Origin of the sequence: Streptomyces silaceus, assembly GCF_001419745.1 — a bacterium.
Taxonomy (GTDB): domain Bacteria; phylum Actinomycetota; class Actinomycetes; order Streptomycetales; family Streptomycetaceae; genus Streptomyces; species Streptomyces silaceus.
Window position 1 is genome coordinate 1 of sequence record NZ_LIRJ01000139.1, and the last position, 26,225, is coordinate 26,225.

At 72.2% G+C, this 26,225-nt stretch carries 24 protein-coding genes; 12 read left to right on the forward strand and 12 right to left on the reverse strand.

Annotation, left to right across the window (positions count from 1 at the left end; genetic code table 11):
* Positions 1-31 precede the first annotated feature (31 nt).
* Genes AOK22_RS14965 through AOK22_RS14975 form a run of 3 tightly spaced genes read left to right on the forward strand, consistent with a single transcriptional unit; the run spans position 32 to position 1,399 of the window.
* Positions 32-367, forward strand: coding sequence for a YnfA family protein (locus AOK22_RS14965; RefSeq protein WP_055699163.1), 336 nt, complete (start codon positions 32-34; stop codon positions 365-367).
* 55 nt (positions 368-422) lie between these two features.
* Positions 423-1,187, forward strand: a complete 765-nt coding sequence (locus AOK22_RS14970; RefSeq protein WP_055699138.1) for an SDR family NAD(P)-dependent oxidoreductase — start codon at positions 423-425, stop codon at positions 1,185-1,187.
* A gap of 2 nt (positions 1,188-1,189) precedes the next feature.
* Entirely contained in the window at positions 1,190-1,399 is a 210-nt protein-coding gene (locus AOK22_RS14975) for a hypothetical protein (protein ID WP_055699139.1), read from the forward strand.
* An 86-nt stretch (positions 1,400-1,485) separates the two neighbouring features.
* Here AOK22_RS14975 and AOK22_RS14980 read toward each other — a convergent pair whose 3' ends face one another.
* A complete protein-coding gene (locus AOK22_RS14980) occupies positions 1,486-2,679 on the reverse strand; it encodes an RtcB family protein (protein WP_055699140.1) in 1,194 nt (397 codons plus the stop codon).
* A gap of 198 nt (positions 2,680-2,877) precedes the next feature.
* Between AOK22_RS14980 and AOK22_RS14985 the strand changes: the two genes are divergently transcribed.
* The 4 genes from AOK22_RS14985 to AOK22_RS15000 all read left to right on the forward strand — a co-directional run bounded on the left by AOK22_RS14985 (position 2,878) and on the right by AOK22_RS15000 (position 7,469).
* Entirely contained in the window at positions 2,878-3,822 is a 945-nt protein-coding gene (locus AOK22_RS14985) for a hypothetical protein (RefSeq protein WP_055699141.1), read from the forward strand.
* A 148-nt stretch (positions 3,823-3,970) separates the two neighbouring features.
* A complete protein-coding gene (locus tag AOK22_RS14990) occupies positions 3,971-4,885 on the forward strand; it encodes a DUF3558 domain-containing protein (protein WP_079036572.1) in 915 nt (304 codons plus the stop codon).
* A 277-nt stretch (positions 4,886-5,162) separates the two neighbouring features.
* Positions 5,163-5,909, forward strand: coding sequence for a class I SAM-dependent methyltransferase (locus tag AOK22_RS14995; RefSeq protein ID WP_055699142.1), 747 nt, complete (start codon positions 5,163-5,165; stop codon positions 5,907-5,909).
* A gap of 114 nt (positions 5,910-6,023) precedes the next feature.
* On the forward strand, positions 6,024-7,469 hold the full coding sequence (locus AOK22_RS15000) for a DUF2637 domain-containing protein (protein WP_055699165.1): 1,446 nt from the start codon (positions 6,024-6,026) through the stop codon (positions 7,467-7,469).
* A 4-nt stretch (positions 7,470-7,473) separates the two neighbouring features.
* Here AOK22_RS15000 and AOK22_RS15005 read toward each other — a convergent pair whose 3' ends face one another.
* The gene (locus AOK22_RS15005) at positions 7,474-7,683 is read right to left on the reverse strand and encodes a hypothetical protein (RefSeq protein ID WP_055699143.1); all 210 of its coding nucleotides are present in this window, start codon (positions 7,681-7,683) and stop codon (positions 7,474-7,476) included.
* A gap of 110 nt (positions 7,684-7,793) precedes the next feature.
* A complete protein-coding gene (gene lysS, locus AOK22_RS15010; RefSeq protein ID WP_055699144.1) occupies positions 7,794-9,557 on the reverse strand; it encodes a lysine--tRNA ligase in 1,764 nt (587 codons plus the stop codon).
* A gap of 159 nt (positions 9,558-9,716) precedes the next feature.
* Between lysS and argS the strand changes: the two genes are divergently transcribed.
* Positions 9,717-11,477 (forward strand): arginine--tRNA ligase, encoded by a 1,761-nt coding sequence (gene argS, locus AOK22_RS15015; RefSeq protein WP_055699145.1) that lies wholly within the window; start codon positions 9,717-9,719, stop codon positions 11,475-11,477.
* 124 nt (positions 11,478-11,601) lie between these two features.
* Here argS and AOK22_RS15020 read toward each other — a convergent pair whose 3' ends face one another.
* Both AOK22_RS15020 and AOK22_RS15025 read right to left on the reverse strand, forming a co-directional pair.
* Positions 11,602-12,810 carry an aminotransferase-like domain-containing protein gene (locus AOK22_RS15020; RefSeq protein ID WP_055699146.1) on the reverse strand — a complete coding sequence of 403 codons (1,209 nt, stop codon included), beginning with the start codon at positions 12,808-12,810 and terminating at the stop codon, positions 11,602-11,604.
* Positions 12,811-12,910: 100 nt separating this feature from the next.
* Positions 12,911-14,404, reverse strand: a complete 1,494-nt coding sequence (locus tag AOK22_RS15025) for a helix-turn-helix domain-containing protein (protein WP_063795261.1) — start codon at positions 14,402-14,404, stop codon at positions 12,911-12,913.
* 179 nt (positions 14,405-14,583) lie between these two features.
* Here AOK22_RS15025 and AOK22_RS15030 point away from each other — a divergent pair, with 179 nt between their 5' ends.
* From AOK22_RS15030 to AOK22_RS15045, 4 genes are all read left to right on the forward strand, one after another.
* Positions 14,584-15,315, forward strand: a complete 732-nt coding sequence (locus AOK22_RS15030) for a DUF4232 domain-containing protein (protein WP_063795260.1) — start codon at positions 14,584-14,586, stop codon at positions 15,313-15,315.
* A 327-nt stretch (positions 15,316-15,642) separates the two neighbouring features.
* Positions 15,643-16,563, forward strand: coding sequence for an NAD(P)-dependent oxidoreductase (locus AOK22_RS15035; RefSeq protein WP_244164804.1), 921 nt, complete (start codon positions 15,643-15,645; stop codon positions 16,561-16,563).
* A gap of 121 nt (positions 16,564-16,684) precedes the next feature.
* Complete coding sequence (locus AOK22_RS15040; RefSeq protein ID WP_055699167.1) at positions 16,685-17,323, forward strand: TetR/AcrR family transcriptional regulator; 639 nt, start codon at positions 16,685-16,687, stop codon at positions 17,321-17,323.
* The gene (locus AOK22_RS15045) at positions 17,320-18,321 is read left to right on the forward strand and encodes a DMT family transporter (protein ID WP_055699148.1); all 1,002 of its coding nucleotides are present in this window, start codon (positions 17,320-17,322) and stop codon (positions 18,319-18,321) included. The genes AOK22_RS15040 and AOK22_RS15045 overlap by 4 nt, the downstream gene beginning before the upstream one ends.
* Here the strand turns inward: AOK22_RS15045 and AOK22_RS15050 are convergent.
* From AOK22_RS15050 to AOK22_RS15080, 7 genes are all read right to left on the reverse strand, one after another.
* Complete coding sequence (locus tag AOK22_RS15050; protein ID WP_055699149.1) at positions 18,293-19,270, reverse strand: zinc-binding dehydrogenase; 978 nt, start codon at positions 19,268-19,270, stop codon at positions 18,293-18,295. The two genes, AOK22_RS15045 and AOK22_RS15050, sit on opposite strands and share 29 nt — an antisense overlap.
* 91 nt (positions 19,271-19,361) lie before the next feature.
* A complete protein-coding gene (gene hemB, locus AOK22_RS15055; RefSeq protein WP_079036573.1) occupies positions 19,362-20,351 on the reverse strand; it encodes a porphobilinogen synthase in 990 nt (329 codons plus the stop codon).
* 120 nt (positions 20,352-20,471) lie between these two features.
* Positions 20,472-22,130, reverse strand: a complete 1,659-nt coding sequence (locus tag AOK22_RS15060) for a bifunctional uroporphyrinogen-III C-methyltransferase/uroporphyrinogen-III synthase (protein WP_055699151.1) — start codon at positions 22,128-22,130, stop codon at positions 20,472-20,474.
* A complete protein-coding gene (gene hemC, locus AOK22_RS15065) occupies positions 22,127-23,086 on the reverse strand; it encodes a hydroxymethylbilane synthase (RefSeq protein WP_055699152.1) in 960 nt (319 codons plus the stop codon). Before hemC ends, AOK22_RS15060 begins: the two co-directional genes overlap by 4 nt.
* Positions 23,083-24,798 carry a glutamyl-tRNA reductase gene (locus tag AOK22_RS15070; protein WP_055699153.1) on the reverse strand — a complete coding sequence of 572 codons (1,716 nt, stop codon included), beginning with the start codon at positions 24,796-24,798 and terminating at the stop codon, positions 23,083-23,085. Before AOK22_RS15070 ends, hemC begins: the two co-directional genes overlap by 4 nt.
* A complete protein-coding gene (locus tag AOK22_RS15075; protein WP_055699154.1) occupies positions 24,795-25,550 on the reverse strand; it encodes a redox-sensing transcriptional repressor Rex in 756 nt (251 codons plus the stop codon). Before AOK22_RS15075 ends, AOK22_RS15070 begins: the two co-directional genes overlap by 4 nt.
* 305 nt (positions 25,551-25,855) lie before the next feature.
* A complete protein-coding gene (locus AOK22_RS15080; RefSeq protein WP_055699155.1) occupies positions 25,856-26,134 on the reverse strand; it encodes a glutaredoxin family protein in 279 nt (92 codons plus the stop codon).
* Positions 26,135-26,225: the final 91 nt, after the last annotated feature.

A 26,225-nucleotide genomic window follows, 5' to 3' on the forward strand; every position in this document is an offset into this window, starting at 1 on the left:
CACCCGCCCCGCACATGCCACCCTGATGACCATGCTGATCGCCCGCTCCGCCGCCCTCTTCGCCGTCGCCGCGCTCTTCGAGATCGGCGGCGCCTGGCTCGTCTGGCAGGGCGTGCGCGAGCACAAGGGCTGGGCCTGGATCGGCGCCGGCGTCATCGCCCTCGGCATCTACGGCTTCATCGCCACCCTCCAGCCGGACGCCGAGTTCGGCCGCATCCTCGCCGCGTACGGCGGCATCTTCGTCGCGGGTTCCATCGCCTGGGGCATGGTCGCGGACGGCTACCGGCCCGACCGGTGGGACGTACTCGGCGCCCTGATCTGCCTCGCCGGAATGGCCGTGATCATGTACGCCCCGCGAGGCCGCTGAACGGCCCGCATATCCTGACGTCGACCCCTCCCCCGAGGCCCCCGAGGAGCGCACCATGACCGCCGCCGCCACCCGCATCGCGATCGTCACCGGCGCGAGCAGCGGCATCGGGGCCGCCACCGCGCACGGCCTCGCCGCCGCCGGCTACCGCGTCGTGCTGACCGCGCGCCGCAAGGACCGCATCGAGGCGCTGGCCGCCGAGCTGACCGCCGCCGGGCACGACGCGGTCGCGTACGCGCTCGACGTCACCGACCGCGCGGCCGTGGACACCTTCGCGACGGCCTTCAAGAAGGTCGCGGTCCTCGTGAACAACGCGGGCGGCGCGCTCGGCGCGGACAGCGTCGCCACGGGCGACCCCGCCGACTGGCGCCGGATGTACGAGACGAACGTCATCGGCACCCTGAACGTGACGCAGGCCCTGCTGCCCGCGCTCACCGCGAGCGGCGACGGCACGGTGGTCGTCCTCTCCTCCACCGCCGGACACGCCACGTACGAGGGAGGCGGCGGCTACGCGGCCGCCAAGCACGGCGAGCACGTCCTCGCCGAGACCCTCCGCCTGGAGATCGTCGGCACCCCGGTCCGCGTCATCGAGATCGCCCCGGGCATGGTCAAGACGGACGAGTTCGCGCTGACCCGCTTCGGCGGCGACGCCGAGAAGGCGGCGAAGGTCTACGCGGGCGTCGCCGAGCCGCTCACCGCCGACGACGTGGCGGACACCATCACCTGGGCGGTCACCCGCCCGCCGCACGTGAACGTCGACCTCCTGGTGGTCCGCCCGCGCGCCCAGGCCTCCAACACCAAGGTCCACAGGGAGTCGTGACGATGGGCCTGCCCGGCGACGACCCCGGCGCCCCCGCGTACTCCGCCGACTCCCCCGACCCGCTCGAACGCCTCACCCACGAGCACGAGGCCCGCCGCCTCACGGAGGAGAAGAAGAACGAACGCCTGGTGTGGTGGTACCTCGCGTACTTCCTCTTCGGCATCCACCTGGTGGCATTCATCATGATCTACGCGATCAAGCACGCGGAGTAGCGCTCAAGGAGCACTCACGGGGCACTCACGGGGCACTCAAAGGAGCACCGCTCCCAGAGCACCGCCCCAAGAACGCCGCCCCGCGGTCAGCCCTTCACGCAGATGACCTGCTTCAGCTTCGCCACGACCTCGACGAGGTCGCGCTGCTGGTCGATGACCTTCTCGATCGGCTTGTACGCACCCGGGATCTCGTCCACGACGCCCGAGTCCTTACGGCACTCGACGCCCCGCGTCTGCTCCTCCAGGTCCTTCGTCGAGAAGCGCCGCTTCGCCGCGCCCCGGCTCATCCGCCGGCCCGCGCCGTGCGAGGCCGAGTTGAAGGACGCCGCGTTGCCGAGGCCCTTCACGATGTACGAACCGGTGCCCATCGAGCCGGGAATGATCCCGTAGTCACCGCTGCCGGCGCGGATCGCGCCCTTCCGCGTGACCAGCAGGTCCATGCCGTCGTAGCGCTCTTCGCTGACGTAGTTGTGGTGACACGAAATGACGTCGCCGAAGGTCACCTTCGCCTTCTTGAACTCTCGGCGGATCACGTCCTGGGAGAGCGCCATCATCATGGCCCTGTTGTACTTCGCGTACTCCTGCGCCCAGAACAGGTCGTGCCGGTACGCCGCCATCTGCGGAGTGTCCGCGATGAAGACGGCGAGATCCCGATCCACGAGTCCCTGGTTGTGCGGCAGCTTCCGGGCCTGGCCGATGTGGTGGTCCGCCAGTTCCTTGCCGATGTTCCGGGATCCCGAGTGCAGCATGATCCAGACCGAATTGTCCGAATCAAGGCAAAGCTCCCAGAAGTGGTTGCCCGAGCCAAGTGTCCCCATTTGCGCAGCAGCTCGCCCACGACGGAACCTGACCGCCTCGGCCACCCCGTCGAAACGGGACCAGAAGTCGTCCCAGCCCGCGGTCGCCAGACCGTGGAAGCCCCCCGGCTCGACGGGGTCGTCGTGCATTCCGCGCCCCACCGGAATCGCCTGCTCGATCTTCGAGCGCAGCCGCGACAGGTCGCCCGGAAGGTCGTTGGCGGTGAGCGACGTCTTGACGGCGCTCATCCCGCAGCCGATGTCGACGCCGACCGCCGCCGGGCAGACCGCGCCCTGCATCGCGATCACCGAACCGACCGTCGCGCCCTTGCCGAAGTGGACGTCCGGCATGACCGCGAGGCCCTTGATCCACGGGAGCGTCGCCACGTTCCGCAGCTGCTGCATCGCCGAGTCCTCGACCGACGTCGGGTCCGCCCACATCCGGATCGGTACCTTCGCGCCAGGAACCTCTACGTACGACATATCGTCCTCTTTCCCCCGAAAACAAACACAAGTCAGGAAGCGCAAATACCGGAGCCAAGGTCGACGAAAGGGGTATCGGACCGGCATCCACGGCAGCGCGTGCGATAGACATTGTGTCCACCGGCCGTCTGCCGGCGGCAACCGAATATCCAGGCACAATCAGCCGATCGGGCTGACCACGCGAGAGGAGCCATCACGGTGCAGCGGAAGGCCAAGGCCTGTGTTCCCGGTGTCGCCGCGCTCCTCGCGGCGACACTGCTCGCGGGCTGCAGCGGCGGTTCGGGCCTCGGCGACGAGAGCGACGACTCCAAGCCGGGCGACGGCGGCAGTTCGACCGCCCCGGCCCAGCCCGGCAAGTACCGCACGCTCCCCGAGCCCTGCGGCGAGATCGACCGCGGCACCCTCGACGCGCTGCTGCCCGGCATCGCGGAGATGGACGACACCGAGCAGCGCGAGAAGGCGTACGAGGGCACGCCCACCGGGACGTACGACACCGACCGGCGCGTGGGATGCAGCTGGAAGGTCCAGTCCTCCGACGCCTCCCACCACCTCCTCGTCGACTTCGAGCGCGTCGTCTCGTACGACGGCACGGTCAGCGACGACGACCGCGCCGCCGAGGTCTACGCGACGAAGCTGCGGGACGCCGACCTGCCCGAGCCGAGCACCTCGGACCCGGCGGACGAGGGCGACGGCGCGGACGCCGAGTCCACGGAGGAGTCCGGCAAGGCCGACGACCCCGAGGGCGGCGACAAGGCCCAGGGCGGCAAGAACGGCCGGAGCGACACCGCCGACGACGACAAGGGCGAGAAGGACGGAAAGGGCGACAAGGGGGACGAGGGAGATAAGGCCGACGCGAAGGACGGGGGGGACGGGGCCTCTCAGGCCGCCACCCCGCCGCCCGGCCTGGAGCCCCGCACCCTCGACGACCTCGGTGACGAGGCCTTCCTCGACGACGCCCTCGCCGCCTCCGCCTCCGCCAGCCGTCACCGCACCGTGACTGTGGTGTTCCGCACGTCGAACGTCATCGTGACCATCGAGTACGACGAGCAGCCCGGCCGCCGCACGGACGTCCCGGACAGCAAGGAAATGCAGGACAAGGCCCTTGAACTGGCCGACCGGCTGGCCGGCGACTTCGACGAGTAGCCGACGGCCGGGGCGGCCGTGACCGGGGCTCCGGCTCCGGTGAACCGGAGTCGTCCCCCGTCGCATGCGCGTACCGTGGCCCCTCGGACCCGACGACGTCACGAGACGAACTGGACGTACGTCACGAGACGAACTGAGTGAAGGAACCATGCACCGACCTGCACAGCGAAAGCGACAGCTCCGCAGCCGCCTCCTCGTCTGCGCGGCCGCCGTACCGGTGATCCTCGTCGCCTCCGGCTGCTCCTCCGACTCCGACTCCGGCTCCGACGGCGCCAAGAAGGAGTCGAGCCCGAAGGCCTCCGCGTCGGCCAAGGCCGGCGAGAAGCCCGTGACGGTGGAGAAGGCCGCGTACGCCAAGCTTCCCGAGCCCTGCAAGGTCCTGTCGAAGAAGACCCTCGAGGACCTGGTGCCGAAGGCGAAGGACACGTCGGGCAAGGCCGGCACGTCCAGCGACACGGCCCTGCGCGGCTCCTGCTCCTGGGACAGCCTCGACAACAACGGCGTGGACGGCTCGCAGTTCCGCTGGCTGCGCGTCTCGCTGATGCGCTTCGAGTCGGACTCCTCGCTCGGCAGCGGTGCCAAGCGCGCCCAGGAGAACTACGCCAAGCAGGTCGCGGACGCGCAGGAGACCAAGGACGCGAAGGGCGTCAAGACGGAGCAGCTGTCGGGCGTGGGCCAGCAGGCCACGCTCGTGCGGTACGACCTGAAGAAGGACAAGGACACCTTCAAGCAGCAGACGGTCGTGACGCGCGTCGAGAACGCCGTCGTGACGATCGACTTCAACGGCGCGGGCCTCGCGGGCGACAAGACCCCCGACGCCGGCGACCTGTCGAAGGACGCGGGGAAGGCCGCGAAGGAGGCCGCCGCCGCGGTCGTCTCCGCCAACGAGGGCAAGGCCCCGGAGTCGAGCGAGAAGCCGAAGGGCGACGACTCGAAGAGCGATGACGCGAAGAGCGACGACTCCAAGGCCGACGGCTCCAAGTCGGACGACGCGAAGTCGGACGACGCCAAGGCCGACGACAGCGGCAAGTCGAAGGACAAGGCCGCCGGCAGCAAGTCCTGACCCGGTGACCACGGTCTGATCCGGTGACCACGGCCTGACGTGGTGACCACCGCCTGATCCCGATGACCACTGCCTGACGCCAGGCGATCGTGACGGAGCCCGCCCCCCTCTTGAGGGGGCGGGCTCCTCGCGTATCCGCCCCGCCGCCGTCCCACCCCCGCCGCCCCCAGAGACACGAGCCGCCGTCCGGATCTTTGGTGCTTCCGCCAGTACGGATGCCCGCCGGGACCTGGAGAGACTGCCGAGGACATGACCACCCGCAGGGGAGGACGGCACGGTGAGCGCGAGCACGCAGCAGTACGACGGGATCGGCGAGGCGTACGAGGGCTTCAAGGCCCTGCCGCTGGAGCAGTACGTGGCGGTGCCCGCGTTCCTGGGCCTGGTCGGGGACGTCCGGGGCAGGTCGGTGCTCGACCTGGCCTGCGGGACCGGCTTCTACAGCCGGGAGTTCAGGCGGCGCGGCGCCGCGGAGGTGCTCGGCGTCGACATCTCCGGCGAGATGGTCGCCGTGGCACGGGAGTGGGAGAGGAAGGAGCCGCTCGGCGTGCGCTACGAGGTCGGCGACGTGTCCCAACTGCCGCCCGTGGAGGAGCCCTTCGACGTGGCCCTCGGCGTCCATCTGCTCAACTACGCGCAGGACGCCGCCACCATGGAGCTGATGTGCCGCGCGGTGCACCGGAGCCTGCGGCCGGGCGGCACGTTCTTCGTCGTCAACCAGTCGCCCGGCTTCCGTTTCGACGGGCCCTCCCCGGAGAAGTACGGCTTCCGCAGCGAACCGACCGGCGAGGACGCCGAGATCGGCCCGCGCGTGCTGACCACGGCGCTGCTCGACCCGCCGGTCTCCTTCGTCGCCACCCGCCCGTGCCGCGAGGTCTACGAGAAGTGCCTGGCGGCCGCCGGGTTCAGCGAGGTCGACTGGGTCCCGATGGAGGTCTCCGACGCGGGCGTGCGTGCGTTCGGCACGGACCACTGGGCGGACTTCCGCGCCAACCCGCCGCTGGAGATGCTGCGCTGCCGCGCCTGATGTCCTGACCCCGCCTCACCCGTTTCCCGCGTACCGCTCCACACCTCGCCGCACACGTGTGCCAGGCTGTCCGACGCAACAGACGGATCAGGGAGGGGACCGCGGGTGGCCGCGATGCAACTGACACGTACTCACCGGATGCTGATCGGCGTGGTCGTCGCCGGTGCGGTGGTCATCGCTGGCATCGGCTTCGCCGGGTCGTACACCGCCGTACGCGAACTGGCCCTCAAGAAGGGCTTCGGCAGCTTCGCGTACTTCTTCCCGATCGGCATCGACGCGGGCATCTGTGTGCTCCTCGCCCTGGATCTGCTGCTCACGTGGATCCGTATGCCGTTCCCCATGCTGCGGCAGACGGCCTGGCTGCTCACCGCCGCCACGATCGCCTTCAACGGGGCGGCGAGCTGGGGTGACCCGCTCGGCGTCGCCATGCACGCGGTGATCCCGGTGCTGTTCGTGGTGACGATAGAGGCGGCCCGGCACGCGGTGGGGCGGATCGCGGACATCACCGCCGACAAGCACATGGAGGGCGTGCGGCTCACCCGCTGGCTGCTCTCCCCGGTCCCCACGTTCAAGCTGTGGCGCCGGATGAAGCTGTGGGAGCTGCGCTCCTACGAGCAGGTCATCAAGCTGGAGCAGGATCGTCTCGTCTACCAGGCGCGCCTGCAGGCCCGGTTCGGCCGCGGCTGGCGCCGCAAGGCGCCGGTCGAGTCGCTGATGCCGCTGCGGCTCGCGCGGATCGGGGTGCCGCTGGCGGAGACGGCTCCGGCGGGGCTCGCCGCGGCGGGCATCGAGCCGGTGTTGATCCCGCCGGGGCCGCAGCAGCCGGCGGTCACGGCGGACCTGACCAAGGAGCCGCACCAGCCGGAGCTGACGGCCGCCCCGGCGGCGGCGCGGGAGACGGCGCAGGAGGCGGCCCAGGAGGTGGCTGCCGAGGACGCCCCCGCGGGCGCCCACCAGAGCCCCTGGTTCGCGGCCCACAACGCCTCGTACGCGCCCGTGGCCCGCTACGACGAGTGGTACGCCGAGCAGGAGCGCCTCCAGCAGGAGCAGGCGCAGGCCCAGCACCGGCCCCAGACCCAGGAGCAGGCCCAGGCACAGGCACAGGCACAGGCACAGGCGCAGTACGAACAGCAGCAGTTCCCCCAGCAGCGCTCCCCCGAGCACGCGCAGGAGTTCCCGGTGCCGAACGGCGCGGGCGGCACGCGCCCCCTCGGCGACGGCATCCCCCAGTCACAGTCACAGCCGCAGCCGCAGGCCGACGACCAGGTCCAGCAGGCCCAGGCCCAGCAGCACCCGCAGCCGGAGCCCGAACCGGCCCAGGAGCCCGAGCCGGCCGCCGGTCCCGAGCCCGCGCCGGCCGCGCCCGCCGTCACCGACGAGGACCTCTACCAGGTGTTCCGGTACTCGATAGGGGGCGAGGGCATGCCCACCCCGGGCGCGTTCGCGGCGAACGTCGAGGCGACGTACGGGCTGCGCCTGCAGTCCCGTGAGCTGAACACCTACATGGACAGGTTCACGGCCCGGCTCAACGACGAGCTGATGGAGGACCACATCGCCTAGGCCGCTAGGCCCGGCTCTTGGCCCGTGCCTTGGCGCTCTCTCCGTAGAGGGCGAGCGCGCCGCCGACCACGGCCAGCAGCACGTAGAGCGGCGTGGAGATGTCCCACCACTGGTGCAGGGCGCCCCAGGGCCTGTCGTCAAAGGTGCGCCCGACGACACCGAGGGCGCCCTGGATTCCGACGATCCATCCGACGATGGCGATGATCTGCTTCATGACTCCACGATCTCCGGGGACGGGCGCCGAAACGTCCTGCCCCCGGCGGAGATCGCGGGTAGTCCGAAGGATGCAGCCGCCCGCGATCCCCGCGGGCGGCCGCCGTGGTCCTACGCGCCGAGCAGCTTCCTGACCCGGTCGGCACCGACCGCGAGCAGCAGCGTGGGCAGCCGCGGCCCGGTCTCGCGGGTGACCAGGAGGCGGTACAGGAGCGCGAAGAACGAGCGCTGCGCGACCTTGATCTCCGGCGGCAGCTCCTTGGCCGTCGCGTCCGCCGAGAAGCCGGCCCGCACCTTCGGCACGCCGTACACCAGGTGGGTCAGGCCGTCGAGCGACCAGTGGTCGTCGAGGCCCTCGATGAGCAGCCGCAGCGACTCGCGGCCCTCGTCGTCCAGGGACGACAGGAGCTCGGTGTCCGGCTCGGAGCGGACGATCGTGCGGGCCTCGGCCGGGACCTGGGTGGTGATCCAGTTCTCGGCGCGGTCGAGGCGCGGCCGGACCTCGTCGAGCGAGGCGAGCGGCGCGGTCGGGTCGAGGTCGCCCAGGATCCGCAGGGTCTGGTCCTCGGCGCCGGCGGTGATGTCGGCGACGGAGGCCAGCGTGCGGTAGGGCAGCGGGCGCGGGGTGCGCGGCAGCTCACCGGCGGCCGTGCGCACCGCGCGGGTGTGCGCGGCGGCGTCGGCGGGCAGCACGGAGCCGTCGGCGACCTTGGCCTCCAGCTTGTCCCACTCGTCGTAGAGCCGCTGGATCTCCTGGTCGAAGGCGATCTTGAAGGACTGGTTGGGCTTGCGGCGCGCGTACAGCCAGCGCAGCAGCGGCGCCTCCATGATCTTCAGGGCGTCGGCCGGGGTGGGCACACCGCCCTTGGAGGACGACATCTTCGCCATGCCGGAGATGCCCACGAAGGCGTACATCGGGCCGATGGGCTGCACGCCGTCGAAGATCTGCCGGACGATCTGGCCGCCGACGACGAAGGACGAGCCGGGCGAGGAGTGGTCCACGCCGGACGGCTCGAAGATCACGCCCTCGTACGCCCAGCGCATCGGCCAGTCGACCTTCCAGACCAGCTTGCCGCGGTTGAACTCGCTGAGCCGGACGGTCTCGCCGAAGCCGCACGCGGTGCAGGTGTAGACGAGCTCGGTGGTCTCGTCGTCGTACGAGACGACGGTCGTGAGGTCCTTCTCGCACCGGCCGCAGTACGGCTTGTACGGGAAGTACCCGCCCGCGCCGCCGCTGCCGTCGTCCTCGCCGGCCGCGCCGGAGCCCTCGGCGGCCTCCAGCTCGGCCTCGTCGACCGGCTTCTGCTGCTTCTTGCCGCCCTTGCCGCCCGCCGCCGGGTCCTTCTTGGTGCGGTACTGGTCGAGGATGGCGTCGATGTCGCCGCGGTGCTTCATCGCGTGCAGGACCTGCTCGCGGTAGACCCCGGAGGTGTACTGCGCGGTCTGGCTGATGCCGTCGTACTCCACGCCCAGCTCGGCGAGCGACTCGGTCATCGCGGCCTTGAAGTGCTCGGCCCAGTTCGGGTACGCGGAGCCGGCCGGGGCCGGGACCGAGGTCAGCGGCTTGCCGATGTGCTCGGCCCAGGACTCGTCGATGCCGGGGACGCCGGCCGGGACCTTGCGGTACCGGTCGTAGTCGTCCCAGGAGATCAGGTGCCTGACCTCGTACCCGCGGCGGCGGATCTCGTCGGCGACCAGGTGCGGGGTCATGACCTCGCGGAGGTTGCCGAGGTGGATCGGGCCGGAGGGCGAGAGACCGGAGGCGACGACGACCGGTTTGCCCGGGGCACGACGCTCCGACTCGGCGATGACCTCGTCCGCATAGCGGGAGACCCAGTCGGTGGTATCTGCGCTCTGAGCTGCCACGATCGGCACGTCCTCTGGTTTCCTCGGGTTCTCGGAAGTTGGCGTCTGCCATTCTCCCAGACGGAAGGACCCGCTCCGGGGTTGCGTTTATCCGGGCGAAGCGGTGTCCCTCCTCATGGGACACTCGACGGACAGATTCCTGCACGCCATTTACCAGAACGGAAGCTCATGGCCCCGGTCACGTCCCTCACCGCCTCCGTCCACCAGCGCCTCGCGGACGCCCTCTCGGCTGCCCTGCCGGAGGCCGGCTCCGCGGACCCGCTGCTGCGACGCAGCGACCGGGCGGACTTCCAGGCCAACGGCATCCTGGCGCTCGCCAAGAAGCTCAAGGGCAACCCGCGGGAGCTGGCGACGCAGGTCGTCGCGGGCATCGAGAAGGGCGATCTGCTCGCGGACGTCGAGGTCTCGGGCCCCGGCTTCCTGAACGTGACGGTCACCGACGAGGCGATCGTCCGCACCCTCGCGGCCCGTGCCGCCGACGGCGACCGGCTCGGCGTCCCGCTGAACCCGCGGGCGGGCACGACGGTCATCGACTACGCCCAGCCGAACGTGGCGAAGGAGATGCACGTCGGTCACCTGCGGTCCGCCGTCATCGGCGACGCCCTGCGGCACATGCTGGACTTCACCGGCGAGAAGACGATCGGCCGCCACCACATCGGCGACTGGGGCACCCAGTTCGGCATGCTCATCCAGTACCTGATCGAGAACCCCGACCAGCTGGCCCCGGCCGACGACGTCGACGGCGAGCAGGCGATGAGCAACCTGAACCGCGTCTACAAGGCGTCGCGCGCGGTCTTCGACGCGGACGAGGAGTTCAAGGAGCGGGCCCGCAAGCGGGTCGTCGCCCTGCAGTCCGGCGACAAGGAGACGCTGGACCTGTGGCAGCGCTTCGTGGACGAGTCGAAGGTCTACTTCTACTCGGTCTTCGAGAAGCTGGACATGGAGGTCCGCGACGACGAGATCGTCGGCGAGTCGGCGTACAACGACATGATGGCCGAGACGGCCCGGCTCCTGGAGGAGTCGGGGGTCGCGGTCCGCTCCGAGGGCGCGCTCGTCGTGTTCTTCGACGACATCAAGGGCAAGGACGACAAGCCGGTCCCGCTGATCGTGCAGAAGGCGGACGGCGGATTCGGGTACGCGGCCTCGGACCTCTCCGCGATCCGCGACCGCGTCCTCGGCCTGCACGCCACCACCCTGCTGTACGTGGTGGACGTGCGTCAGTCGCTGCACTTCAAGATGGTCTTCGAGGCGGCCCGCCGGATGGGCTGGCTGAACGACGAGGTCACGGCCCACAACATGGGCTACGGCACGGTGCTCGGCGCGGACGGCAAGCCGTTCAAGACGCGTGAGGGCGAGACGGTGCGCCTGGAGGACCTGCTCGACGAGGCGGTGCAGCGCGCCGCCGAGGTCGTGCGGGAGAAGGCGCGGGACCTCACCGAGGACGAGATCCAGGAGCGGGCCGCCCAGGTCGGCATCGGCGCGGTGAAGTACGCGGACCTGTCGACGTCGGCGAACCGCGACTACAAGTTCGACCTGGACCAGATGGTGTCGCTGAACGGCGACACGTCGGTGTATCTCCAGTACGCGTACGCCCGTATCCAGTCGATCCTCCGCAAGGCGGGCGCGGGGACCGGCCCGGTGGCGCACCCGGAGCTCGCGCTCGCCCCGGCGGAGCGGGCGCTGGGCCTGCACGCGGACGCGTTCGGCGACACCCTCGCCGAGGCCGCCGCGGAGTACGCCCCGCACAAGCTGGCCGCGTACCTCTACCAGCTGGCCTCGCTGTACACGTCCTTCTATGACAAGTGCCCGGTCCTGAAGGCGGACACCCCGGAGCAGGTCGAGAACCGCCTGTTCCTGTGCGACGTCACGGCGCGCACGCTGCACCAGGGCATGGCGCTGCTCGGCATCAGGACGCCCGAGCGCCTCTGACGTCCGAGCATCGCCTCGGGCGTCCGATACGGCCCGTACGACCGCTGTACGACCGAAGGCCCGTACGACCGAAGGCCCGCTCCTCTCGCGAGGGGCGGGCCTTCGGCGTGGTGGACGGCGGGACTCAGGGGCGCAGGGCGCCGCTGAGCCTGCGCAGTCCCTCGGCTATCTCGTCGACGGTCTGCGTCACGAAGCACATCCGCAGGGTCGCCCGGTCCGGCTCGCCCGCGAAGAACGGCGCCCCGGGCACGTACGCCACGTTGTGCGTGATGACCGTGCGCAGCAGCTCCGTCGTGTCGTGGCCGTCGGGCAGCCGTGCCCAGACGAACATGCCGCCCTCCGGGCGGGTCCAGCTCGCCCCCTCGGGCAGGGCGTCGGCGAGCCCGGCGAGCATCGCGTCGCGGCGCTCGCGGTAGACGCCCGCGACGCGGGCGACGTGCGCGTCCAGGTCGCGGTCGGCCAGGTACCGGGCCGCGGCGAGCTGGTTGACGGTCGGGGTGTGCAGGTCGGCGGCCTGCTTGGCGACGGCGCAGGCCCGCAGCAGCGCGGCGGGCGCGCGCAGCCAGCCCAGGCGCAGGCCGGGCGCCATGACCTTCGAGAAGCTGCCGAGCAGGACGGTGCGGTCCTCGGCGCCGGGGTACGTGGCGATCCACGGCACGCGCTCGCCCTCGAAGCGCAGCTCGCCGTACGGGTCGTCCTCGATGACCCACAGCCCGCGGCTCCGGGCGACGCGGGCGATCGCGGCGCGGCGGTCGGCGGGCAGGGTGCGGCCGGTCGGGTTCTGGAAGGTGGGGACGGTGTAGAGCAGCTTGGGCGCGTGCCGGGCGACGAGTTCGTCGAGGGCGTCCGGGTCGATGCCGTCCGCGTCGCAGGGCACGGGGACGACGTGCGCGCCCGCGAAGCCGAACACCTGGAGCGCGGCCAGATAACAGGGGTTCTCGACGAGGACCGTGTCGCCCGGCTCGACCAGCGCGGTCGCGAGCAGCGAGAGCGCCTGCTGCGAGCCGGAGGTGATGAGCACGTCGTCGGCGCCGGTCGCGAGGCCGCGCACGGTCATGCGCTCGGCCAGGGCGCCGCGCAGCGCGGGCTCGCCCTCGGTCGTGGAGTACTGAAGGGCCCGCTCGGGCGTCTCGGTGAGCACCGCGTGGAAGGCGGCCGCGACGCCCTCGCCGTCGAAGAGCCCGGGAGCGGGCAGGCCGCCCGCGAAGTTGATGACTTCGGGGCGCGCGGTGACCGCGAGGATGTCCCGTACCGGCGAGCCCCCGACCGCGGCGGCACGCGCGGCGAGCGGGGGCACGGGGGCGTCGGTGCGGGCTGGCTCGGTGACGGTCACGGCGACGGCTCCTTCGGCTCACAACAGCTGTTGCCGCACCCTAAGCACGTGGGTGCCGTCTACACACGCCATTCCGGGATACGGACCCGGGCGTACCGGATCAACCGACCGGCTGCTTGATCCACTTGTCGTAGCCGGGCGGCCAGCCGTAGGTGGGGCGGCCCTTGCTGCCGCTGGTGCGGAACGGCTTGCCCTGGTCGTCGATGCGCAGCACGTTGTGCCGCTTGCCGCTGGACCACTCCAGCTCCAGGTACCACCGCACGTCGTGCAGGTCGGCGTCGGCCATCACGTAGAAGACCTCGGGGTCGTTCTCGCTGACCTTGTACGGGAAGTCGCGCTGGCCCGCCTTGGGCGTGGCGCGCGGCGACGCGTCGTCGAGGTCGACGGCGAAGGACTTGGTGTTCACGGTGCCGCCGCACCCGGTCGCCATCTGGAAGTTGTTCCAGGCCAGCGGCGCGCTGGTGCTCTGCACGCGGACGTTCATGTCCTGGAGGACGACCGTGTCCTTGCCCAGGCCCTGGACGGTGATCTCGATGAACTGCTGACCGGACGGCACCGCGCCGAGGTCGCCGACCCAGCCGGCCGCGTCCTGCGCGGCGGGCGGCTGCGGCACCTCGTCGGCCTTGCGGTTGACCAGGAAGTCCTGGAGGCAGGGGTCGTCGAAGGCGTACGGCCTGGTGCGCGCCGTCAGCGGCTGGTCGAGGGCGCCGCCCCCCGAGCCCCCGTCGGACGTGGTCCCCTCGCCCTCGTCGTGGGAGGCGCCGGGCGCGGGGCCGCCCTTGCGGGACGGCGTCGCGGACGGGCCGTCCTTCTTCTTGTCGTCGTCCTTGCCCTTGCCCTTGCCCTTGTCCGTGTCCTTGTCGCCGTCCTTGCCCTTTCGGTCACCGGAATCGGCGTCGGTCGGGGCACCGGAGGCGGGGGAAGCGGCGCCCGTGTCCCGCTTCTTCCCGTCGCCCTTCCCGCCGTCGCTCAGGGCGAGGGCAAGGGAGCCGAACCCGACGACCGCGGCGACGGCGGCCGCGAGGACGAGGGCGCGCTTCCGGCGGGCCGGGGGGCGGGTGGAGAGGACGACGACTTGGTCGTGGTCCTCGCCCTTGCCCTGGCCCTCGTCCTGGCCCTCGTCCTGTTCAGGGGCCTGGGCGTGGGCCTGCGACGGGCCGGAGGCCGGGGTCGGCCGTGTCGGGGACGTCGGCTCGGCGCCGTTCGGAGCGGCGTTCGGAGCGGCGTTCGGTGTGCCGGGCGCGGAGCCGTTCGAGGCGCCGCGCGTGGCGCCCGGCGTGGCCCCGGACGTGGACGCGGACTCGGGCTCGGACGCGGACGCGGCAGCCGGCCGGCTCCTGGGCTCCGGCTCCGCCTTCCTGCCCCGCGCCGCGTCCGCGAGGATCCACCGCCGGTGGACCTCGACGAGTTCCTCGGGCGTCGCCTTGCACAGCCGCGCCAGCCGCTCCACCGGCGCGAACTCGGTGGGCACCGCGTCCCCGTTGCAGTACCGGTGCAGCGTCGACGTACTCATGTGCAGCCGCTTGGCCAGTACTCCGTAGCTGAGCCCGGACCGCTCCTTGAGCTCCCGCAGCAGCTCCGCGAGCGACGCCATGTCCACCCTCCCCATTCCAGTCACGCGTTCCAGGGACAGGCGGTTCCCCCAGGTCAGATCCGGTGCGCATGTTCCACCGTCCCCAACTGCCCGTCCCCTGTGGCGGCCGGGACGCATCGCCGCACAGGCTGTTGCCATCCAAGCACGCCGCTCCTGGCACGACCCACGAAGGATCAGCCATGTCCAGCACCCGCACCCGCACTTCTCTCGCCGTCCGCACCTTCGCCGCCACCGCGGTCGCGCTCGGCGCCCTCTCCCTGACGGCCTGTTCAGACGGCATGGGCACCCGCGACGAGGGCGCGGCGGCTCTGGCGGCCGCGTCGACGGACCAGCAGAACACGGCCGGGCACTCCGCGGCCAAGCGGCTCACCGAGGACGACAAGGCAGCCGATTCGGCCCGATCGGCCAAGCCGGCGGGGACCTCGGAGGCAGCCCGTCCGGCCGAGGCGGCCACGTCTGCCACGGGGGCCAAGGCGGCCCAGCGGCCGGTCACTTGCACCGCCGCCAACACCAAGGTGAAGGTCACCAGGGTCGCCAGTCCCGTGAACCACCTCCTGCTCACCGCCACCAACACCGGCACCGCCCCCTGCTTCGCGTACAACGCCCCCGCCCTCCGCTTCGACGACGCCCAGGCCGCCGTCTCCGTCAACCACGACTCCGTCCCGCAGGCGGTCGTCACGCTGGAGCCCGGCCAGAGCGCGTACGCGGGCATCACCACGTCGGCGGCCGACGGCAGCGGTGCGCACGGCTACACCGCCCACCGTCTCGGCGTGTACTTCTCCAACCGCGCGATGGACGGCAGCGTGGGCCCGGAGGCGCCCGTGCGGCTCCCGGCGGCCGGCGTGTACGTGGACAGCACGGTGACCACCACGTACTGGCAGTCGACGCGGGACGCCGCGCTGATGTGGTGACCCCGCGATCCGCACGGACCCGGATCGGCACGGACCGGGATCGGCACGGACCGGGATCGGCCAGGACCAGACGGCGGACGGCCTCAAGGTCACGGCGCTGCACATCACCGGCGCCACGGGCATCGACGTCACGCTCGGCTCGGCGGAGACGGCGGCGCTCAACTGCGCCTAGGACATGGCGGGTCGGGGCGGCGCGCCGCGTGCGTGCCGCCCCGCTCACACACCTTCTGGTAAGTACCGCACAAAAAAGTCGGTACTTGTCGGGCATTCCGCGCCCCACGAGGATCAAACGCGTACCCCGAACGGAACGCCCTCGAAGGAGCCCCCGTGCCCAGCACCGGCAACCCCGCGCCCGACACGACCGCCGAATCCGCCCCCGCCTCCGCCCCCGTGTCCGTCCTCGGCCTCGGCCTGATGGGCACCGCGCTCGCCGCCGCCCTCATCAAGGCGGGGCACGCCACCACCGTGTGGAACCGCACCACGTCCAAGACCGGCCCGCTCGTCGCCCAGGGCGCGACGCCCGCCGGCACCGCGCGCGAGGCCGTCACCGCGAGCGGCCTGGTCATCGTCTGCCTCACCACCAACGACGACGTCCGGGCCCTGCTGGCCCCCGAGGCCGAGGCCCTCGCGGGCCGCACCGTCGTGAACCTCACGAACGGAACCCCAGCCCAGGCACGGGAGTTGGCCGACTGGGCGGCGACGCACGGCATCACCTACCTCGACGGCGGCATCATGGCCGTACCGCAGATGATCGCCACGCCCGGCGCGTACATCCTCTACAGCGGTACCGACGAGGCCGCCTTCGAGACGCACCGCCCGACGCTCGCCGCGCTCGCCGACACCAAGTGGGTCGGCAAGGACCCGGGCCTCGCCGCCCTCTACGACCTGTCGCTGCTCACCGGCATGTACGGCATGGTGCTGGGCGTCTCCCAGGCCTTCGCCCTGATCCGCAGCGAGGGCATCGCGGCGGGCGAGTTCGCGCCGCTGCTCACCGACTGGATCGTCGCCATGACGCACGGTCTGGTGCCGGGCGGCGCCGCGGCGCTGGACTCCGGGCAGCACCTCACGGACGTCTCGAACCTCGCCATGAACCGGGCGGCGCTCCCCAACTTCACCGGCGCGTTCGCCGAGCAGGGCCTGCGGGCCGGTCTCTTCGAGCCGCTGCGGGACCTGCTGGACCGCGCGGTGGAGCAGGGCCACGGAGCGGACGGCCTCTCCCGTCTGACACTGCTCGTCCAGAAGGACTGACCCCTTCCCCCGTCTCGCATATTAGGTAGACTGGTCTACCTAATTAAGGGAAGGGGCGAGCGTGCCGCACGCGAAGGACACCACGGAGCAGCCCGGCCGGCCGGACCGGACCGGGCGACCGGTGCCACCCGAGCGGCCCGAGAAGCCGCGTCGCCGGGGCGCCGCGCGCGGCCGGATCCTCGACGCCGCCGCCCGCCGCTTCTACGCCGACGGCGTCGCCGCCACCGGCATCGACACGATCACCGCAGAGGCGGGCGTGGCGAAGATGAGCCTCTACAACAACTTCGCCTCCAAGGACGACCTCGTCCGCGCCTACCTCCAGGCCCGCCACGAGGAGTGGCTCGGCCTCTACGAGCGGCGCCTGGCGGGCGCCGGGAACCCCCGGGAGGGCGTCCTCGCCGTCTTCGAGGCCTACGCCGACCACGCCGACCAGGCCTACGACCACGGCTTCCGCGGCTGCGGACTCCTCAACGCCGCCGCCGAGCTGCCCAACGGCCACGAGGGCAGGACCGTGGTCCGCCGCCACAAGGAGGAGGTCGAGGCGCTGCTCGTCGCCCACCTCCAGGAGCTGCTGCCCGGCCGCCCGGACGACGCCGCCGCCACCGCCGAGCACCTCGCCTTCCTCCTCGAAGGGGCCATCGTGCGCTCGGGCCTCGAAGGCGACGGCGCCCGCATGCGGCACGCCCGCGAGCTGGCCGCACGCCTGTTGGACGCCCTGCCGGGCGGCCCGGCCGGCACCTTCGCGGAGAACGGCCGGTGAACCGCCGGGCCGGGCCGGGCACCGGCGCCGCCGCCGTCCTGGTCGCCTCGGTGCTGTGGGGTACGACGGGGACCGCGGCGACCTTCGCCCCGGACGTGGGCCCGCTGGCCATCGGATCGGCGGCGATGGGCGTCGGCGGACTGCTGCAGGCCCTGATGGCCGGACGCGGCATCGTGCGGGAGCGGCCCCGGCTGCGGGCGCAGTGGCCGACGGTGCTGGCCGGCGCCGCGGGCGTGGCGCTGTATCCGCTGGCGTTCTACACGTCGATGCACCTGGCCGGGGTCGCGGTCGGCACCGTCGTCTCCCTCGGCTCGGCGCCGCCCGCGTCCGCGCTGATCGAGCGGATCGCGGACGGGCGGCGGCTCTCCCGGCGGTGGGCGGCCGGTGCGGCGCTCGGCCTCGCGGGGACGGTGCTGCTGTGCGCCGCCGAGGCCGCGCAGGGCGGGTCCGGGACCGGTGCGGGGTCGTCCGGATCCGCCGGGCGGACCGTCGCCGGTGTCGCGCTCGGCCTGGTCGCGGGCCTGACGTACGCCGTGTACGCGTGGGCGGCGCACCGCCTGATCACCTGCGGCACCGCCTCGCGCGCGGCCATGGGCGCGGTGTTCGGCCTGGGCGGGCTGCTGCTCGTACCGGTGCTGCTCCTCACCGGCGCCCCGCTGGTCGCCTCGTGGGGGAACGCGGGCGTGGGGCTCTACATGGCGCTGGTGCCGATGTTCACCGGATACGTGCTCTTCGGCTTCGGCCTGGCCCGCATACCCGTGAGCACGGCGACGACCCTGTCGCTCCTGGAACCGGCGGTGGCCGCGGTCTTCGCGGTCGCGGTGGTGGGCGAGCACCTGCCCCCGCTCGGCTGGCTGGGCATCGCCCTGGTCATCGCCTGCCTGGCGGTCCTGACCGCCCCCGCCCGCCGGCGGAAGGCCACCGGAACCCCGCCTCAACAGCCATTGCCGGAGCCCGACTTGGCGCCCGTCACGGCACCAGCACCACCTTCCCGGTAGTCTCCCGCCGCTCCATGGCCGCGTGCGCCTCGGCGGCCCGCGCCAGCGGGAAGGTCTGCACGTCCGGCCTCAACTCCCCCTGGCCCGCGGCCTCCAGGGCCCGCCGCCGCAGGCCCGGCTGGCGCTCGGGGTGGGCCAGCATCTCCAGGAGGGCGTTGACGGAGGTGATGTTCCGCCCGGCGAGCACCCGCTCGTCCGGCTCGAAGGACTGCTGCGACGACCAGCCGATGACGACGTAGCGCCCGCCGTCCCCGATCAACTCGAAGGCCGCGGCGGCCTTCTCGCCGCCGACGCCGTCCAGGACGGCGGTGACGGGCCGCCCGCCGAGCCGCTCACGGACCTCCTCCTGCCAGCCGGGGCGGTTGTAGTCCACGGCGATGTCGGCGCCGAGCCCGCCCACGGCGTGCGCCTTCTCGGGGCCGCCCGCGGCGCCCACGACCGTGGCGCCGAGCGCGTGCGCGTACTGCACGACGAGCCGCCCCACTCCCCCGGCCGCCGAGGTCACCAACACCACGTCGTCCGGGCGCAGTCGGGCGGTCCCGATGAGCCCCATCGCGGTCGCGCCGGTGACCACCATGGCGACGGCGGCCTCGAAGCCGAGGCCGTCCGGCACCTCGTGCAGGTCCTCGACGCCGGCGACGGCCAGCTCCGCGTACCCGCCGGGCGAGCCGTGCGCGGTGACGACCGCCCTGCCCAGCCACGCGGGATCGACGCCGGGCCCGACGGCGTCCACGGTGCCCGCGACCTCGCCGCCGAAGACGGCCGGCAGCTCCGGCAGCGGCGGCGCCATGTCGGAGGCCTCGCCGCGCCGCATCACCGTCTCGACGAAGTGAACTCCCGCCGCCCGCACGGCGATACGGACCTGCCCGGCCCCGGCGACGGGGTCGGGCAGGGTCTCCGGGCGCAGGTTCTCGGCGGGTCCGAACGCGTGCAGGACGACGGCGCGCATGGGGTGCTCCTCAGGAAGGGGGGAACGTCTTCACCCACCACCCTGTGACCTCAAGCGAGCTTGAGGTCAAGCACACCGCCGTCCCCAGCGGCTACAACTGGCGCGCCACCTCGGTGGCCCAGTACGTCAGGATCATGTTGGCGCCCGCGCGCCGGATCCCGGTCAGCGACTCCATGATCGCCTTGTCCCGGTCGATCCAGCCCCGCTCGGCGGCGGCCTCGATCATCGAGTACTCGCCGCTGACCTGGTACGCGGCCACCGGCACGTCCACGGCGTCGGCCACGCGCGCCAGGATGTCGAGGTAGGGACCCGCGGGCTTGACCATCACCATGTCGGCGCCCTCCTCCAGGTCCAGGGCCAGCTCCCGCAGCGACTCACGGGTGTTGGCGGGGTCCTGCTGGTAGGTCTTGCGGTCGCCCTTGAGGGAGGAGCCGACGGCCTCGCGGAACGGGCCGAAGAAGGCCGAGGAGTACTTGGCGGTATAGGCGAGGATCGACACGTCCTCGTGGCCGACCTGGTCCAACGCGTCGCGGACGACGCCGACCTGACCGTCCATCATGCCGCTCGGGCCCACCACGTGGGCGCCCGCGTCGGCCTGGACCTGCGCCATCTCCGCGTACCGCTCAAGGGTCGCGTCGTTGTCGACCCGGCCCTCGGAGTCCAGCACACCGCAGTGCCCGTGGTCGGTGGTCTCGTCCAGGCACAGGTCGGACATGACGATGAGGTCGTCGCCGACCTCGGCGCGCACGTCGCGGAGCGCGACCTGGAGGATGCCGTCCGGGTCGGTGCCGGGCGTGCCGAGCGCGTCCTTCTTGGAGTCCTCCGGCACGCCGAAGAGCATGATCCCGGAGACACCGGCCTCCAGCGCCTCGACGGCGGCCTTCTTGAGGGTGTCGCGGGTGTGCTGGAAGACGCCGGGCATCGCCCCGATCTCCACCGGCTCGCTGATCCCCTCGCGCACGAACGCGGGCAGGATCAGGTCGGCGGGATGCAGCCGCGTCTCGGCGACCATGCGCCGCATCGCGGGAGTCGTGCGCAACCGCCGCGGCCGCGCGCCGGGGAAAGACCCGTACTTCGTCACTGAAACCCTCACCTCTCACCGCTGGGCGCCCTGTTGTGGGCAGGCGTGCCGCAGGGCGGCACGGGTGGGCACGACCCCCGGTGCGGAGCACCAAAAGGGGTGGCGCCCACCCAAAGGTACCTACGGGGCGACACGCCGCCGACGGGACCCCGGCCGACGCTCACTGGGCCGCGTCACAGGGTCCCCGGCGTCCAGCGCGGCGGCACGCCGGGCCGCGCCGAACTCCGCCAGCGCCTCGGCGAGCTTGTGCACCGACGGCTCCGGAGCCATCACGTCGACGCGCAGCCCGTGCTCCTCGGCGGTCTTGGCGGTCGCCGGACCGATGCACGCGATCACGGTGACGTTGTGCGGCTTGCCGGCGATGCCGACGAGGTTGCGCACGGTCGAGGACGACGTGAAGAGCACGGCGTCGAAGCCGCCGCCCTTGATCGCCTCGCGCGTCTCGGCCGGCGGCGGCGAGGCGCGCACGGTCCGGTAGGCCGTGACGTCGTCGACCTCCCAGCCCAGGTCGATGAGCCCGGCGACCAGCGTCTCCGTGGCGATGTCGGCCCGCGGCAGGAAGACCCGGTCGATCGGGTCGAAGACGGGGTCGTAGGGCGGCCAGTCCTCCAGGAGACCGGCGGCCGACTGCTCGCCGCTGGGCACCAGGTCGGGCTTCACGCCGAAGGCGATCAGCGCGGCGGCGGTCTGCTCGCCGACGGCCGCGACCTTGATCCCGGCGAAGGCACGCGCGTCGAGCCCGTACTCCTCGAACTTCTCCCGGACGGCCTTGACCGCGTTGACCGAGGTGAAGGCGATCCACTCGTACCGCCCGGTGACCAGGCCCTTGACCGCGCGCTCCATCTGCTGGGGCGTGCGCGGCGGCTCGACCGCGATGGTCGGGACCTCGTGCGGCACGGCGCCGTAGGAGCGCAGCTGGTCGGAGAGCGAGGCCGCCTGTTCCTTCGTACGCGGCACGAGCACGCGCCAGCCGAAGAGCGGCTTCGACTCGAACCACGACAGCTGGTCGCGGCGGGCGGCGGCGGAACGCTCGCCGACGACGGCTATGACGGGCTGGCCGCCGTCCGGCGACGGGAGCACCTTGGCCTGCTTGAGGACCTGCGCGACGGTGCCGAGCGTCGCGGACCAGGTGCGCTGGCGCGTCGTCGTACCGGCGATGGTCACGGTCATCGGGGTGTCCGGCTTGCGGCCCGCGGTCACCAGCTCACCGGCGGCGGCCGCGACGGAGTCCAGCGCCGTCGAGACCACGACGGTCCCGTCGGAGGCGCCGACCTCGCTCCAGCAGCGGTCCGACGCGGTACGCGCGTCGACGAACCGGACATCGGTGCCCTGCGCGTCCCGCAGCGGCACACCGGCGTACGCGGGCACGCCGACGGCGGCCGCGATGCCGGGCACCACCTCGAAGGGGATGCCCTCGGCGGCGCAGGCGAGCATCTCCTCGGCCGCGTCCGTGTCGAGGCCGGGGTCGCCGCCCACCGCACGCACGACCCGCCTGCCGCCCCGCGCGGCCTCCATGACAAGATTGGCCGCGGCCCGCAAAGAGGGCGCTCCCACGGCCGCTGACGCATCGTCAGCAACCGCCGGCTGCGGTGTGTCCACACCCCCCCTGGCATGCACGCGGACGACGTCGAGCACATCCGGCTCGGCGATCAGCACATCCGCTCGGGCCAGCGCCTCGACGGCGCGCAGTGTCAGCAGTCCCGGATCTCCGGGTCCGGCACCCAGGAAGGTGACGTGCCCGCATGCGGGAAGGCCTGGAAGGTTCGAGGTGGGGCTCAAAGTGCTCGCTCCCCCATCAGACCGGCCGCGCCCTTGGTGAGCATCTCGGCCGCGAGTTCGCGGCCCAGCTCCATGGCTTGGGTCTCCGTCTCGGGCACGGGACCGGTGGTGGACAGCTGCACCAGCGTGGAGCCGTCGGTCTTGCCGACGACGCCCCGCAGGCGCATTTCCTTGACAACCTGTCCGTCGGCCAGAAGGTCGGCCAGCGCTCCCACGGGTGCGCTGCAGCCGGCCTCCAGGGCGGCGAGCAGGGACCGCTCGGCGGTGACGGCGACCCGCGTGAACGGGTCGTCGAGCTCCGCGAGCGCGGCGGCGAGTGACGCGTTGTGCGCGGCACACTCGATCGCCAGTGCCCCCTGGCCGGGGGCGGGCAGAACGGTGTCGACCGACAGGAAGTCGGTCACCGCGTCGATCCTGCCGACACGGTTGAGTCCGGCGGCGGCGAGCACGACGGCGTCGAGCTCCCCCTTGTGCACGTACCCGATGCGGGTGTCGACGTTGCCCCGGATCGGGACGGTCTCGATGGTCATGCCGTGGTCACGCGCGTAGGCGTTCAGCTGCGCCATGCGGCGCGGCGAACCGGTGCCCACGCGGGCGCCGTCGGGCAGCTCGGAGAACGTCAGCCCGTCCCGGGCGACCAGCACGTCCCGCGGGTCCTCGCGCACCGGCACCGCGGCGAGCGTGAGCTCCGCCGGCTGCGCGGTGGGCAGGTCCTTGAGCGAGTGCACGGCGAAGTCGACCTCGTCGCGGGCCAGCGCCTCGCGCAGCGCGGCGACGAACACACCGGTGCCGCCGATCTGCGCCAGGTGCTCGCGCGAGGTGTCGCCGTACGTCGTGATCTCCACGAGCTCGACGGGTCGCCCCGTCACCTGCCGTACGGCTTCGGCCACCTGGCCGGACTGGGCCATGGCCAGCTTGCTGCGCCTGGTCCCGAGCCTGAGAGCCTTGTCGGTCATGCCCGGCCTCGATTCGGGTCGTCGTTCTCGTTGTTCAGGTGGTCGGCCCTGCTGACCTCCGCGACCGTCTGCGGGTCGAGGTCGAACAGCGTGCGCAGGGCGTCCGCGTACCCGGTGCCGCCGGGCTCGCTCGCGAGCTGCTTGACCCGCACCGTCGGCGCGTGCAGCAGCTTGTCGACCACACGGCGCACGGTCTGGGTGATCTCCGCGCGCTGCTTGTCCTCAAGGCCCGGGAGCCGCCCTTCGAGCCGGGCGATCTCACCGGCCACCACATCGGCGGCCATGGTGCGCAGGGCGACCACGGTCGGCGTGATGTGCGCGGCCCGCTGCGCGGCACCGAAGGCGGCGACCTCGTCGGAGACGATGCCGCGCACCTTCTCCACGTCGTCGGCCATCGGCGCGTCCGCGGACGCCTCGGCGAGCGACTCGATGTCGACGAGCCGCACCCCTTCGAGGCGGTGCACCGCGGCGTCGATGTCACGGGGCATGGCGAGGTCGAGGAGCGCGAGCACGGCGGTACGGGCCGCGCCGGCCGAGGCCGACGGGCCGGGGGCGCGGCGCCGCTCGGGCAGCCGTCCGGTGACGCGCGCGGCCGCCACCAGCGCGGCGATGGCCTCGGCGTCGGCCTGCGGGTCGGCGGGCGTACGGCGCTCGGCCGGGGCGTTGTCCACCCAGGCGCCGTGCTGTTCCAGGGTCGCGGCGTCCATCCCGGCGACGGCGGCGTCACCGGCGACGGAGAAACCGCGCGCGGCGGACAGCTCGGACAGGTCGACGGGGCAGCCGTCGTCACCGGCGGCCGGCCGCGCGGCCTGGTCCGCCGGGGCGCTCGTGGCCTGCGCCGGTACGTCCGCGGCGCGGCGGCCCGCGGCGGGCAGCCGGCCCGCGACGGCCTCGGCGACGGCGTCCGCGGTCAGCACGAGGCCGGTCGCGCCCGTGCAGGAGACGGCCACATCGGCACGTGTCAGTTCTTCCGCCACGTCGTCCATGGGGACGGCGCGGGCGGTCACGCCCGTGCCGGACTCCGTCAGGATCTCGGCGAGGCGCAGCGCGCGCTCCAGCGTGCGGTTGGCGACGACGACCTCGGCGACCCCGGCCCGCGCGAGCGTCGCCGCGGCGAGCGAGGACATGGAGCCCGCGCCGATGACCAGGGCGCGCTTGCCCTTGGCCCAGGCCTCCACCGGCTCGCGCGCGGCGAGCTGTTCGAGGCCGAAGGTCACGAGCGACTGCCCGGCCCGGTCGATGCCGGTCTCGGAGTGCGCGCGCTTGCCGACCCGGAGGGCCTGCTGGAAGAGGTCGTTGAGGAGCTTGCCCGCGGTGTGCAGTTCCTGCGCGCGCGCCAGGGCGTCCTTGATCTGGCCGAGGATCTGCCCCTCGCCGACGACCATCGAGTCGAGCCCGCACGCCACCGAGAAGAAGTGGTGGACGGCACGGTCCTCGTAGTGGACGTACAGATAAGGGGTGAGCTCCTCCAGGCCGACGCCGCTGTGCTGCGCGAGCAGCGTGGACAGCTCGGCGACGCCCGCGTGGAACTTGTCCACGTCGGCGTAGAGCTCGATGCGGTTGCACGTGGCGAGCACCGCGGCCTCGGCGGCGGGCTCGGCGGCGACGGTGTCCTGCAACAGCTTGGCCTGCGCGTCCACGGACAGCGCGGCGCGCTCCAGGACGCTCACCGGAGCGCTGCGGTGACTCAGTCCGACGACCAGGAGACTCATGCCGGCATCACGGCGGGGACGTCCCCGTCGGGTCCCTTGCGCTGCTGCCTGCCCGGCGCGGGCGGCACGGCGCCCTCGGGGGCCGCGTCCTCCCCCGCCTTGCGCTGCTCGTGGAAGGCGAGGATCTGCAGCTCGATGGAGAGGTCGACCTTGCGCACGTCGACGCCGTCCGGCACGGACAGGACGGTCGGCGCGAAGTTCAGGATGGAGGTCACACCGGCGGCGACGAGCCGCTCGCAGACCTGCTGGGCGGCCCCGGCCGGGGTCGCGATGACGCCGATGGAGACGCCGTTGTCCTCGATGATCTTCTCGAGGTCGTCGGTGTGCTGCACGGGCATTCCGGCGACGGGCTTTCCGGCCATTGCCGGATCGGCGTCGATCAGCGCCGCGACCCGGAAACCACGCGAGGCGAAGCCGCCGTAATTGGCCAGCGCGGCCCCGAGGTTACCGATGCCGACGATGACAACCGGCCAATCCTGGGTCAGGCCGAGTTCGCGGGAGATCTGGTACACGAGATACTCGACGTCGTAACCGACGCCACGCGTCCCGTACGAGCCGAGGTACGAGAAGTCCTTGCGCAGCTTCGCGGAGTTGACCCCCGCGGCGGCCGCGAGCTCCTCGGAGGAGACCGTGGGCACCGAGCGCTCCGACAGAGCGGTGAGGGCTCGGAGGTACAGCGGAAGCCTGGCGACGGTGGCCTCGGGAATTCCTCGGCTGCGGGTCGCCGGTCGGTGAGTTCGGCCAGTTGCCACGGTGCTCCTGCGGGTAGAGCGGGGCTGCAGGCGGTCACTCGTCCCCAGACCGCCCCGTCGAATGCAGGCTATGTCTTTGTGAACGCGTGCACAAAGATGGTGTCCGATTTGCCCGGCCAACGTGACCGGGGTCACGCGCCCCCGGCGCACGATCGTGGAACCGGCGCGCACACGGTGGCGTCGCTCAACTGACGGGGGCAAAACCGGACACACTCCTCACGATCATCGCCCCCGAGACCAAAACCGCCCCAAAGCGTAAACGAATTCGCGAGCACTTTGGACTGGCCGGTCAGTACGCGATCGCGCTACCCCGCCAGCTCCCGCCGCAGCCGCTCCTCGTCCACGCGCCAGAAGGTGTGCTGCTCCCCGTCCACCAGGACGACCGGGATCTGCTCCCAGTAGGCCCGATGCAACTCCTCGTCCTGTGTGATGTCCTTCTTCTCCCACGCGGCCCCCAGCTCGCCGCAGACCTTCTCGATCACCAGCTGTGCGTCATCACACAGATGACAGCCGGGCTTTCCGATCAAGGTGACCGTCCGCTCCGCGGGCTTCTTCTTCTCCGTACGGCGAAAAATCGGGCTCATGCCCCCTATTCTCGCCCCGCCGACGCGCCCGGCGGGCACCGCGTGTGAGCGCTGTTTAACGGTGCGGTCGCGGAGAGTTCACAGGGTGGAA